Origin of the sequence: Bacteroides sp. AF29-11 (assembly GCF_003602895.1) — a bacterium.
In the GTDB taxonomy this organism is placed as follows: domain Bacteria; phylum Bacteroidota; class Bacteroidia; order Bacteroidales; family Bacteroidaceae; genus Bacteroides; species Bacteroides uniformis.
Genome location: NZ_QTLY01000001.1, coordinates 192,702 through 206,074 on the forward strand (window position 1 = coordinate 192,702; position 13,373 = coordinate 206,074).

Annotated in this window: 9 protein-coding genes; 8 read left to right on the top strand and 1 reads right to left on the bottom strand. The window is 50.7% G+C overall.

Features of this window, described 5'->3' with window-relative positions:
- Positions 1 to 42 precede the first annotated feature (42 nt).
- Positions 43 to 315: an HI0074 family nucleotidyltransferase substrate-binding subunit gene (locus DWZ03_RS00775; protein WP_005824947.1), complete on the top strand. Its 273-nt coding sequence runs from the start codon at positions 43 to 45 to the stop codon at positions 313 to 315.
- 3 nt (positions 316 to 318) lie between these two features.
- Positions 319 to 627 (top strand): nucleotidyltransferase domain-containing protein, encoded by a 309-nt coding sequence (locus tag DWZ03_RS00780; RefSeq protein WP_005824948.1) that lies wholly within the window; start codon positions 319 to 321, stop codon positions 625 to 627.
- Between the two features lie 148 nt (positions 628 to 775).
- Here DWZ03_RS00780 and DWZ03_RS00785 read toward each other — a convergent pair whose 3' ends face one another.
- A complete protein-coding gene (locus tag DWZ03_RS00785; RefSeq protein WP_005824951.1) occupies positions 776 to 1,399 on the bottom strand; it encodes an HU family DNA-binding protein in 624 nt (207 codons plus the stop codon).
- Positions 1,400 to 1,770: 371 nt separating this feature from the next.
- On the opposite strand from DWZ03_RS00785, the gene DWZ03_RS00790 reads away from it, so the two are divergent.
- The 6 genes from DWZ03_RS00790 to DWZ03_RS00820 all read left to right on the top strand — a co-directional run bounded on the left by DWZ03_RS00790 (position 1,771) and on the right by DWZ03_RS00820 (position 13,372).
- Positions 1,771 to 3,864, top strand: coding sequence for a BT4734/BF3469 family protein (locus tag DWZ03_RS00790; RefSeq protein ID WP_117887563.1), 2,094 nt, complete (start codon positions 1,771 to 1,773; stop codon positions 3,862 to 3,864).
- Positions 3,865 to 4,093: 229 nt separating this feature from the next.
- A complete protein-coding gene (locus tag DWZ03_RS00800) occupies positions 4,094 to 5,260 on the top strand; it encodes an exo-beta-N-acetylmuramidase NamZ domain-containing protein (protein ID WP_034532683.1) in 1,167 nt (388 codons plus the stop codon).
- A 173-nt stretch (positions 5,261 to 5,433) separates the two neighbouring features.
- Positions 5,434 to 6,888 carry a sodium:solute symporter gene (locus DWZ03_RS00805; protein WP_009037758.1) on the top strand — a complete coding sequence of 485 codons (1,455 nt, stop codon included), beginning with the start codon at positions 5,434 to 5,436 and terminating at the stop codon, positions 6,886 to 6,888.
- A 15-nt stretch (positions 6,889 to 6,903) separates the two neighbouring features.
- Positions 6,904 to 10,008 carry a xanthan lyase gene (locus DWZ03_RS00810; protein WP_120128462.1) on the top strand — a complete coding sequence of 1,035 codons (3,105 nt, stop codon included), beginning with the start codon at positions 6,904 to 6,906 and terminating at the stop codon, positions 10,006 to 10,008.
- Positions 10,009 to 10,027: 19 nt separating this feature from the next.
- The gene (locus DWZ03_RS00815; RefSeq protein ID WP_118264269.1) at positions 10,028 to 11,887 is read left to right on the top strand and encodes a PQQ-binding-like beta-propeller repeat protein; all 1,860 of its coding nucleotides are present in this window, start codon (positions 10,028 to 10,030) and stop codon (positions 11,885 to 11,887) included.
- Between the two features lie 24 nt (positions 11,888 to 11,911).
- Positions 11,912 to 13,372 carry a glycosyltransferase family 2 protein gene (locus tag DWZ03_RS00820; protein WP_008662785.1) on the top strand — a complete coding sequence of 487 codons (1,461 nt, stop codon included), beginning with the start codon at positions 11,912 to 11,914 and terminating at the stop codon, positions 13,370 to 13,372.
- The last annotated feature ends 1 nt before the right edge of the window (position 13,373 follow it).

The following is a 13,373-nucleotide window of genomic DNA, read 5'->3' on the forward strand; positions in this document are numbered from 1 at the left end:
AAAAGAAGCTTATATTTGCTTACTTAAAAACAGACAGCTATCATGGTACAGCAAGACATACGATGGATACAGCGTTTTGAATATACCCACGAACTGGCCTGGAAAGTGATGAAGGACTATGCAGAATATCAGGGGTATACCGACATCCGCAGCTCCCGTGATGCCATACGCAAAGCCCTTGAAATGGGATTGATTGATGACAAGCAATGGACGGAGACTATAGAAGCCCGAAATCTGACATCGCACAATCATGACAACGATGTAGTCTCTGAAGAGAAAATGCAATCCTTGAATACACCATCCTTATTCGATTGAGCTATGTACGGATTGACCGACAATGAACTGGAAAAGCTATGCAATCTCTTCCGGAAACATGAAGAAATAGAGCAGGCTGTTTTGTACGGCTCACGAGCCAAAGGAAATTTCAAGCCTTTTTCCGACATAGACATCACGCTGATGGGAGACAGACTTACGTATAATACTTTAAGCAGCCTTTCCGATGAAATAGACGACCTGCTTTTGCCTTACAGCGTAGACCTTTCCATCTATGGCAAATTAAAGAATGCCGACCTTTTGGAACATATACACCGTATGGGAATACCCATATTCAGCCGCCCATCAAACTAAACTAAATTTCACACATCCACCCTCACCACCCTCACCTTTCGCACGCATCGCCCTATTCATCGGCATTCAAGAGGTGGGTGAGAGCAAATTTAAAAAGTGAGGGCAAAATTTGCCCTCACCACAAGATTTCTTCGTTCAAAGTTATAAGTCACTCATTCTTACCGTAATATCCTGAAACGGGTACATAAATCGGTTGCAGCATTGTTCCCTCATTCTTCAACTTTCCTTCGGTGCGCAGCCGACGGATATGCCGCATGGCAGTAGTACGCATCATGCCGCAAACGCTTTGAAAGTCATTCCGTGTCATAAAAGGGCGAGTGGCGAAATAGTTGGTCAGCCGACGGTCTATCTCTTTATCCGTCAGTTTAGCCGAATGCTCGTTTGCCTTCAAAGCCTTTGCCTTGATGGTACCAATTTCATTTTTCAGTTTTTGGTCGGCACGAAATTTCACACCCGCCATCTTCACCTTCGTCAACTTACGCTTGGTAGCAGCCACTACCGGTTCGATCGTGGTGAGCGACACGCGAAAGTAGCCGATGCCGTCGAGATGCACCTGCCTTCCTTCGGCAAGTTCCCTGCCCATGACGTGCGACACAGCATCAAGCACAGCCGTCACATCGGTTTCTGTCAATGAGCAACGTGCCTGGATGTCCCGCCGCAATTCATCGGTAGACCTGCTCCCATTTAGGCGGAGACGGGGATGAAGGATTTTATCTTCCGGAGATTTGTCGTACGAGTCCGGATTCTCGTACCAATCAAACAAAATAGCCATAGTTCAAACTGCGTTAAAGGGTTACATTATACGATAAAGCACTGCACGGAACACGTGCGAAGTACGTACGCAGTCTGTTGAAGTACCAAGGTTATATCACAGCCCAGCCCGTGAGCAGAACCGTTCACTGTAGTGAGCTGCTCCGTTCACTAATATGAACAAGAAAGACCACTTTAGTGGACTGTTCATAAACTCTGGTGTAAAAGTAGACAAAACTATGGGGATAAGCAAAGAAACGAACACCTTTTATAAAAGAAACATATAGACATTCCACCCCCAAAAAGAAGCCAATCGGAAAATAATCCTTGAAAAGCTTGTATCCCCCCCTTTCCCGGCGTATCTTTACAAGAATATTACATACACGATAAAGAATGAAAATCACACTGATCAGAGAGGAACGCGAAAGCGGAAAAGAGGCCGTCAGCACACAAGAAACGGACATGTTGATGGAAAAGCTGAAAACAGAGAACAAGACCGGATACATTACGGAGCTGCGTAGCATCATCCCGCATTTGAAAGGGACCAACGCCCGATATGAGCATATCGACAGACTGCCGCGTCTCTATCCCGCCGTAGAAATGACCCGCACCAAAGCAGGAGAACACCGGATAAAGACCTACAACGGGCTGGTACTACTGGAAGTAAACAATCTGGCCGGGGTGGCCGAAGCCGAACTGGTGAAACAACAAGCCGCCCTGCTGCCGCAAACCTTTGCCGCCTTCTGTGGCTCCAGCGGACGAAGCGCCAAAATATGGGTACGCTTCACCCTGCCCGACGGAGGGCTTCCAAAGAATGAAGACGATATCGCCTTATTCCACGCCCACGCCTACCGCCTGGCAGTGAAGTGCTACCAACCCCTTCTCCCTTTCCCCATCACCCTCCAGGCTCCTTCACTCCTACAAAGCTGCCGGATGACCGTGGACGAACAGCCCTATTATAGCCCCACCGCCGTGGCCTTCTGCCTGGAACAGCCCTGCGCCCTGCCCTCGGAAGACAACTACCGCCAACGGAAACAGCAGGAAAGCAATCCGTTGCTGAGAATGACTCCCGGCTACGAAGTGGCGGACACATGCAACCTGCTCTTCGAGGCCGCCCTCGACCGTGCCTTCCGCGATTTGGACAACTGGCGACGGGGCGACGACCTGCGCCCGCTGCTGTCCCGCCTTGCCGAACATTGCTTCAAAGCCGGCATTCCTGAAGAAGAAGCGGTGCGCCAGACACTGATGCACTACTACCGGGAGGCAGACGAACCCCTTGTACGCCTGACGCTGCATAACCTTTACGGGGAATTGAAAGGCTTCGGCACCCGCAGCAGCCTGAACAAAGACCAGGAAACTGCTTTCCGGCTGGAGGAGTTCATGAAACGCCGCTACGAATTCCGCTACAACACCGTGCTTGGCGACTTGGAATACCGGCAGCGCGACTCCATCCACTTCTACTTCCAGCCTGCCGACCAGCGCGTACGCAGCAGCATCGCCATGAAGGCACTGAAAGAGGGAGTACGTGTGTGGGACCGCGACATTACCCGCTTCCTGTCTTCGGACTACGTGCCGCTATACAACCCCATCGAAGAATATCTCTATAACACCGGACGCTGGGACGGCAAAGACCGCATCCGCGCATTGGCCGACCTCGTGCCCTGCCACAATCCCCACTGGAGGGAACTGTTCTACCGGTGGTTTCTTGGCATGGTGGCACATTGGCGGGGAATCGACAAACAGCACGGCAACAATACCTCGCCCCTGCTCGTAGGTCCGCAAGGTTACCGCAAAAGTACTTTCTGCCGTATCCTATTGCCACCGGAACTGCGTTTCGGCTACACCGACAGTATCGACTTCAAGAGCAAGCAGGAAGCGGAGCGCAGCCTTGGCCGCTTTTTTCTGATTAACATCGACGAATTCGACCAGATAAACGCCAATCAGCAAGGCTTCTTGAAGCACCTCCTGCAAAAACCGGTTGCCAACCTGCGAAAGCCCTACGGTACCACTATTCAGGAAATGCGCCGCTATGCCTCCTTCATCGGGACCAGCAATCTGAAAGACCTGCTGACCGACCCGTCGGGAAGTCGCCGTTTCATCTGCATCGAAGTGACCGGTCCTATCCAGACAAACGTCACTATCAATTATCGCCAGCTCTATGCCCAAGCCATGCACGACATCATGAAGGGTGAACGCTACTGGCTGGACGACACTGACGAAGCAATCGTAAAGGAGTACAACCGGGAATTCGAGCGGGTAGACCCATTGGAAGAACTTTTCCTTTGCCATTTCCGTGGCGCGGAGGAGAGCGAAGAAGGCGAATGGCTCACAGCCATGCAGATTTTCAACGACCTGCAACAGAAAACGAGGGATAAGTTGGCCATCAACCGGATAGCAGCTTTCGGGCGCACGCTCCGCAAGCTGGACATCCTCAACAAGAAATCGAACCGGGGAACACTTTATCATCTGGTAAGAATAGAAGAATGAGTCGGCACTCCCACCGATTGTACCAAAGTGAGGGCAAACTTGGCCCTCACTCTTTTTATAAAAAGTATTTCCGTACGCAGTTGATGCAGTTCAACCATTATTAATAAGGTGAACAGTTGACTATTTGCAAATTATGATTGATAATACTAAAAATACCCAAATAAGTGTTTTTGATATTAAAATAAAACGTATCTTTGTTGCAAACAACGTCCTCCTTAATAATACTATTATGAAGAAACTGCTGCTTTTAGCCTTTGTGCTATGTAGTTCTTTACTGTGCCGGGCACAAGAAGAACGAGTTATTTTAGGTGATGAACAGACTTCCGAGTATTTTCCAATCCTAAAAGATAAACGAATTGCCATATTCTCCAATCATACTGGAATGATAGGAGACAAGCATCTGCTGGACATTCTGCTGGAAAACAAGTTCAATGTAGTAGCCATTTTCTCCCCTGAACACGGTTTCAGAGGAGATGCCGACGCAGGCGAACACGTGTCCAGCTCGGTAGACAAGAAGACCGGAGTACCTATCCTCTCGCTGTACGACGGGAAATCCGGAAAACCAAGCGAAGCATCCATGCGCAAGTTTGATATCCTTGTGGTAGACATCCAGGATGTAGGCCTAAGATTCTATACTTATTATGCCTCTATGTGCCGGCTGATGGACGCTTGTGCAGAATACAACCGTAAGGTGCTGATACTGGACCGCCCCAATCCGAACGGACACTACGTGGACGGCCCGATACTGGACATGAAATATAAATCCGGTGTAGGTTGGCTGCCGATTCCCGTGGTGCACGGCATGACGCTGGGCGAACTGGGCCTGATGGTAAACGGCGAACGCTGGTTGCCGGCGTCACGCACTTGCGACCTGACCGTCATTCCCTGCAAGAACTATACGCACCAGACCCTATACAAGCTGCCGATTCCCCCGTCCCCCAATCTGCCGAACATGAAGTCCATCTATCTGTACCCCTCGACCTGCTATTTCGAGGCCACTCCGGTCAGTCTGGGAAGAGGAACCGACCTCCCCTTCCAGGTCTACGGGCATCCCAACATGACGGGCTACAGCTACAGCTTCACCCCGCGCAGTGTTCCCGGAGCCAAGAATCCGCCCCAGCTGGGCAAGCTTTGCCACGGCGTGAACCTGAGCAACATGAGCGACGAGGAAATCTGGAAACGCGGTATTGACTTGAGTTACGTGATAGACGCTTACCGGAATCTGAACATGGACGACCACTTCTTCCGTTCCTTCTTCGAACTGTTGATAGGCACCGACTACGTGCGCAAAATGATAAAGGAAGGGAAGAGCGCCGAAGAAATCAAGGCAAGATGGAAAGACGACGTAGAGAAATTCAAGGTACAGCGCAAGCCCTACCTGCTCTACGAAGAATAAAGGGATGTACGATTTGACGATTTACGATTTACGATAAAAAAATGAACGTGAATTGGAAGAGAACGTCAGAGCGTACATAGGATAATCAAAGTCGTACATATCATCAAAAGAAGTAATTTCAATCGTAAATCGTAAATCATAAAATCGTAAATCATAAAATCGTAAATAACCTCATGACTCCACTATCCGTAATCATCACCATAGCCGCCTACTTCGCGATACTGTTCACGGTATCCTATATTGCAGGAAGGAAGGCAGACAACGCCGGCTTCTTTGTGGGTAACCGCAAGTCATCCTGGTATGTCGTGGCGTTCGCCATGGTCGGTTCCGCCATTTCAGGTGTGACCTATGTATCCGTACCCGGCATGGTTGCCGCCAGCAGCTTCGGCTATCTGCAAATGGTGTTGGGCTTCATTGCCGGACAGCTCATCATAGCCTATCTGCTGGTACCGCTGTTCTACAAAATGAACCTGGTATCCATCTACGAATATCTGGAGAACCGTTTCGGCATGTCTTCCTACCGCACGGGTGCCTGGTTCTTCTTCATCTCCAAAATGCTCGGTGCCGCTGTCCGTCTGTTCCTCGTATGCCTGACGTTGCAACTGCTGGTATTCGAACCTTTCGGACTGCCTTTCCTACTGAACGTGGCCATCACGGTGGCACTGGTCTGGTTGTACACTTTCCAGGGTGGCGTAAAGTCTCTTATCTGGACAGACTCTCTGAAGACATTCTGCTTGGTGGTGTCGGTCGTACTCTGCATCTGGTATATCGCTTCCGACCTCAATCTGTCATTTACCGGTATGGTAAGCACCATTGCCGACAGTGACATGTCCCGCATCTTCTTCTTCGACGATGTGAACAGCAAGCAGTACTTCTTCAAGCAGTTCCTCGCCGGTGCCTTCACCATGATTGCCATGACCGGGCTGGATCAGGACATGATGCAGCGCAACCTGAGCTGCAAGAACTTCAAGGACTCACAGAAGAACATGATTACCAGTGTCATTTCGCAGTTCTTCGTCATCCTGCTTTTCCTGATGCTGGGCGTGCTGCTCTACATCTTTGCCGCCAACCAGCAGATTGCGGTGGAGAAGAGTGACGAACTGTTCCCGCTGATTGCCACCGGCAACTATTTCCCTGCCATTGTGGGCATACTGTTCATCATCGGCCTGATTTCTTCTGCCTATTCAGCCGCAGGCTCGGCACTCACCGCGCTGACCACTTCCTTCACCGTAGACATTCTGGGAACGAAAGGCAAGTCGGAAGAGACGGTTGTGAAGATGCGCAAGAAAGTGCACATCGGCATGGCGGTTGTCATGGGAATCACCATTTTCGTATTCAATCTTCTCAACAACACCAGTGTCATCGACGCTGTATATATTCTGGCAAGCTATACCTACGGTCCTATACTGGGTCTGTTTGCTTTCGGCATTTTCATGAAACAACAAGTGCGTGACAAGTACATCCCGTTAGTTGCCATCGCCTCCCCGGTTCTCTGCTTCATTCTGCAGAAGAATTCCGAAGCCTGGTTCGGAGGTTATCAATTCAGCTACGAATTGCTGATTTTCAATGCACTGTTCACTTTCATCGGTCTCTGTCTATTGATTAAGAAAGATAAAAAGAACAATTAACTTAATACATCATCTATGAATGTAAGACGTCAGTTTTTACTTAGTCTGCTTGCCGCCTCCCTCTTCCCCCACGCGGGAGGCGCGCAAGGACTTCCGACGGATGTCCGCCAGGCAATCGGGAAATTCTTGGATACCACCGCACGAAAAGAAGTTTCCGTAGGACGTATCAGCATCGACTCAGTGGCTGTGGAAGGAAATACACTGCAACTGTTTGCCAACATGAACTGTGCCTATATTCCTTTCCGTGAGGACAATGTGGCCGAAATCTACCAAGGCGTAAGCGCCCTGCTGCCGGTGGAGTTTGCCAAATACAAGCTGCAAATCCGTACCAACAAGCGCAGTATCGAAGAACTGGTTCCCCAAGCCCTGCGCAGTAAAAAAGACAAAAAGACGAAGACATTCAGCCCCGTCGCTTCCAAGCCTCTGGTTACCGAAGTTTCCTCCCCCTACACCCCCACCAACGGCTTGCATAACCGGCATATCGCCCTATGGCAAAGCCACGGCTGGTACTACGAATCAAAACTCGACCGCTGGGAATGGCAGCGTGCGCGTATCTTCCAGACAGTGGAAGACCTCTACACCCAGAGCTACGTATTGCCCTTCCTTGTACCGATGTTGGAAAATGCCGGTGCCAATGTGCTGCTTCCCCGCGAACGCGATTGCCAGACGGCAGAAGTCATCGTAGACAATGACGGTTGCCTGACCGGCCGTTCCGTCTATACAGAAAATTCCGGTGACAAGCTCTGGAGTCAGGGAGAAGGACAAGGCTTCGCCCACCTGCGCCCCCAATACATAGACTTTGAGAATCCTTTCAAGGAAGGCACCTACCGCGCCATAGAAACCATCAAGAAAGGAAACGCAAGCACCGCCGAATGGATTCCCGAAATTCCTTCGACCGGACAATACGCCGTATACGTCTCTTACCAAACCTTGCCAAACAGCGCGGACGATGCCCTTTACACCGTCTATCACAAAGGCGGCACCACGCAGTTCAAGGTAAACCAGCAAATGGGAGGCGGCACCTGGATTTACCTCGGCACCTTCGGCTTCAATGCCGGCCGGAACAATGAATGCAAAGTCGTTCTGAGCAACCTTTCCTCCAAAGTAGGAAGAATCATCACTGCCGACGCCGTGAAGATAGGCGGCGGCATGGGAAACATAGCTCGCTGCATCTCCAAAGAAGGTGCCACCGAAAACCTGAAAAGCTCCGATACCCGCAACCTCACAAGCGAACACAGCGCAGCCAATTCTCAATTCTCAATTCTCAATTCTCAATTCAAAGAGGAAGTCAGCGGTTATCCCCGTTTCTGCGAAGCCGCCCGCTACTGGCTGCAATGGGCAGGCATACCGGACAGCGTATATTCAGAAAGCAACGGCAAGAATGACTATACCGACGACTATAAATGCCGTGGTATCTGGGTGAACTACCTTTCCGGAGGCTCTGCCGTGAACCCGACGGAAAAAGGGCTGAACATCCCTGTCAACATGGCCTTTGCCTTCCACTCCGATGCAGGAACTACACTGAACGATTCCATCATCGGGACACTCGGCATCTACTATACCAACGCCTACAATGAGAAATTCGCCAACGGAGCATCCCGCTACTTGAGCCACGACCTGACAGACTTGATTCAGTCCAACATCGTGCGTGACGTGCGTACCCTCTACGAACCCCAATGGACACGCCGGGGCAAATGGAACCAATCCTACTATGAGGCCCGTGTACCCCGCGTACCTACCATGCTACTCGAACTACTTTCCCATCAAAACTTTGCAGACATGCGCTACGGACTGGACCCGCGTTTTCGTTTCACCGTAAGCCGCGCCATCTACAAAGGTATGCTTCAGTTCCTCTGCTCACAATACAACATGGATTATGTAGTGCAACCGTTACCGGTAGACCACATGGCCTTGCGCATGACCAGCGAGAACGAAGTGGAACTGACCTGGCAACCCGTAGCGGATGCGTTGGAACCAACTGCCGTAGCAGAGAAATACATTGTTTATACCCGTATCGGCGACGGGGATTTCGACAACGGAGTATTGGTGGACGGCAACAGTTACCGAACCACGCTCCCCGCCGGCATGGTATGCAGCTACAAGGTTACCGCTGTCAACAAGGGCGGTGAAAGTTTCCCTTCCGAAATTCTTTCCGCCGGACGGGCGTTCAATTCCAAAGGTACCGTATTGGTGATAAACGGATTCGACCGTATCAGTGCCCCTGCCGACTTTACGGCCCCCGCCCCCGCCGACACCCTCCTTGCCGGATTTCTGGATGAGCAGGACCACGGGGTCCCCTATATCCATGACATCAGCTACATTGGCAAGATGAAGGAATACCGCCGTTCCATTCCCTGGATGGACGACGACGCCTCCGGTTTTGGCGACAGCTATGGGAACTACGAAACTCAAGTGATTGCAGGAAATACGTTCGATTATCCTGCTGTACATGGTGCAGCTATCCTGAAAGCGGGATATTCGTTTGTATCGGTTAGTAATGAAAGTCTCTCCCCCGTAGGAAAGGGAGAGAAGAATATTCCGGTGGATATGAGGGAGTATAGGTATGTGGACTTGATACTTGGGAAGCAATGCCAGACCAAGATGGGACGGGGAGGCGTAAAACCGTTGGAGTTCAAGACTTTCAGCAAACCGATGCAGGAGGCTATTGCGGCTTATTGTAAGCAAGGTGGAAATATCTTTGTTTCGGGCGCTTTTGTAGGAACGGATTTATGGGACAACCGCCTTGCAACCGCCGACGAAGCCGACAAGAAATTTGCGATGGAAGTACTGAAATATAAGTGGCGTGTGGGACAAGCGGCTACAATGGGTAAGGTGAAAAGCGTAGCTTCTCCGTTCCCCGCCCTTTCAGGAAACTATACCTATCACAATGAGCTGAATGCCGATTCGTATGTGGTGGAATCACCGGACGCCATTGAACCGGCAACCAAAGATGCACACACCGTGATGCGGTATTCTGAAAACAACCTGAGTGCCGGTGTGGCCTACCAAGGCGACTACAAGACTTGTGTATTGGGATTCCCTTTTGAATCCATACGTACTGATTCTGAAAGAGAGGCACTCATGAATGCTGTACTGACATTCTTCAACGACAACAAGTAATATCAACCAATCATCATCTATGAACAGAAGACTGTTAATAATCGTCCTGATGGCTTGCCTGCTCCCCCTGGGGATGCAGGCACAGCAAGGGACATTCCGTTTTGCCCAACTGACGGACATTCATCTGACCCCGAACAATCCGAATCCCACAGAGGACCTGCTGCGTTCCGTGGCACAGATTAATGCCACCGACAGTATCGACTTTGTCCTGGTGACGGGCGACCTGACCGAAGAAGGCGACCGTACTACCATGGAAAAAGTGAAATCGTGCCTTGACTTGCTGAAGGTCCCCTACCACGTAGTCCTAGGCAACCATGAAACGAAATGGAGCGACTCCGGCTGTACCGCTTTCGGAGAAATCTTTGGCGGCGAACGCTTCGAGTTCGAGCATAAGGGATTCCTTTTCCTCGGCTTCAACTCCGGTCCGCTGATGCGTATGGCCTACGGGCATGTAGTGCCGCAAGATATCCGTTGGATGACGGAAGAAATGGATAAAAACGGCAAAGACAAACCGGTGATACTTGTCACCCACTACCCGCTAATGGAAGGTGATGTGGACAATTGGTATGAGGTGACGGATGCCGTCCGCCCCTACAACGTGCGCTTGTTTATCGGCGGACACTACCACAGCAACCGGGATTTACGTTACGACGGCATTCCGGGCGTACTGATGCGCAGCAACCTGTGCGACAAAGAAGGGAAACCGGGTTACGGCATCTATGAAGTAACCGGGGATTCCATCCGGGTATACACGCAACGTATCGGCGAGCCCAAGAAGCAGTGGACAGCATTCTCGCTGACCGGACAGTATTACGACCGCAACGGAAAGGCAGAGAAATATCCTGACTTCTCGGTCAACAAGGAGTATCCGCAAGTAAAGGAGCAATGGATGGTGCAGACGGGCGCAGGCATTTACTGCTCTCCCGCCGTAGAAAAAGATAAAGTGTTCGTAGGAGACGATATGGGACAGCTGACAGCCTACGCCCTGAAAAACGGTAAAAAGCTATGGAGCTTTGAATCCGGCAAGCGCATTGTCGGTACTCCGGCCGTAAGCGAGGGTATCGTTGTATTCGGGTCTGCTGACCGTCGCATCTACGGATTGAACGCCAAAGACGGCAGCCTGCTCTGGACGGTAGAAGCCGCCGAACCGGTGCTCGGAGCCGTGACCATCGCAGACGGCAGAGCATACATCGGTGCCAGTGACGCCACTTTCCGTGCCATAGACATCCATACGGGAAAAGTAATCTGGGCCTACACCGGCGTGAAGGGCTACATCGAGACCAAGCCGTTGGTGACGGAAGACAAAGTTATCTTCGGCGCATGGGACAATACACTGTATGCCCTGAGCAAGGCAAACGGGCATGAACTATGGAAATGGACGGGCGGACTGACCCGTATGCACTTCTCTCCAGCCGCCGTATGGCCGGTAGCCACCGACGGCAAAGTATTCATTACCGACCCGCAACGCGCCATGACCGCCATAGACATCCATACGGGCAATACCGTGTGGCGCACCTTCCAGTCCATGGTGCGCGAGACCATCGGACTTTCCGAAGACGGTGAACGTATCTATAGCAAAACGATGAACGACAGCATTGTTTGCTATGCAGCTCAAGGAGATACTCCGCGGGAGTTGTGGGCAACCAATGTAGGTTTCGGTTATGAGCATGCCCCCTCCATGCAAGTGGAAAAAGAGGGGGTAATGTTTGGCAGTACCAAAGAAGGACTTATCTTCGCACTGGAAGGAAAAACAGGCAAAGTACTGTGGAAACATAAAATAGGAAATTCACTCATCAGTACCGTAGTTCCGTTGAACGGCCACGAAGTTCTATTCACGGCAACCAGCGGGGAAGTGGGACTTCTGAGAATTAAAAATTGAGAATTAAAAATTAAAAGATATATCATGAATAAAATCAGTTGCTTTCTTCCCTACGCAGGAAAAGAACAAGTAGAAAAAACAGTGAATAGCCTACAGGCGACAGGACTTATAGAAGAAATCCGGTTAATCACGACCGATGCCACTCTGGAATCGCTCCCGGACTGCGAAATATTGTTTGTTGACATGCCCTACAGCAGTGCAACTCTCAAAGCTATTGCTAATGCAGCCAAGGGAGAATACACATTGCTTTATACCAAAGAGACTACGCTCGAAATGGGTATGTTTGCACTGGAACGTATGATACACATCCTTGAAGATTCAAGCGCCGGTATGGTATATGCCGACCACTACCAAATAGCAGACGGCAAGCAGAGCAACGCTCCGGTAATCGACTACCAATTCGGTTCCTTGAGGGATGACTTCAACTTTGGCTCCCTGCTCCTTTTCAACACCGAAAAACTAAAGGAAGCCGCCGGACACATGAAGTCTGACTACAACTTCGCCGGACTTTACGACCTGCGCTTGAAATTGAGCCAACATTCAAACTTGGTACATATCAACGAATACTTATACAGCGAGGTGGAAAACGATACCCGCAAGAGCGGCGAAAAGATTTTCGACTATGTAGACCCCAAAAACCGTGACCGCCAGATTGAGATGGAGCAGGCATGTACCGAACATCTGAAAGAAATCGGGGGATATCTGGCACCGGAGTTCAAGAAGATTGAGTTCTCTGCCGGTAACTTTGAGTATGAAGCTTCGGTCATCATTCCGGTGCGCAACCGTATCCGTACCATCCGCGATGCCATCAAGTCGGTACTGATGCAGAAGACAGACTTCAAATATAATCTTATCATCATCGACAACCACTCCACAGACGGCACAACGGAGGCCATCGACGAATTCAAGGACGACGAACGCCTCATCCATATCGTCCCCGAACGCAACGACCTCGGTATCGGCGGTTGCTGGAATGTAGGTGTACACCACCCCAAGTGTGGCAAGTTTGCCGTGCAGCTGGACAGCGATGACGTATACAAAGACGAAAATACACTCGCCATCATGGTCCGCGCCTTCTACGAGCAGAACTGCGCCATGGTAGTAGGCACCTATATGATGACGGACTTCAACATGAACATGATTGCTCCGGGCATCATCGACCACAAGGAATGGACTCCGGCAAACGGACGCAACAACGCCCTCCGCATCAACGGTCTGGGTGCCCCGCGCGCCTTCTATACCCCGGTGCTGCGCGAAGTGAAAGTACCCAATACCAGCTATGGCGAAGACTATGCACTGGGACTGAACTTCTCCCGCCAATACCAGATAGGACGTGTGTACGACGTGGTCTACCTCTGCCGCCGTTGGGACGACAACTCCGATGCCTCACTGGACATCGTGAAAATGAACGGACACAACCTCTACAAAGACCGCATCCGTACCTGGGAACTTCAGGCACGCATAGCGATGAACAAAAACAAGTGAT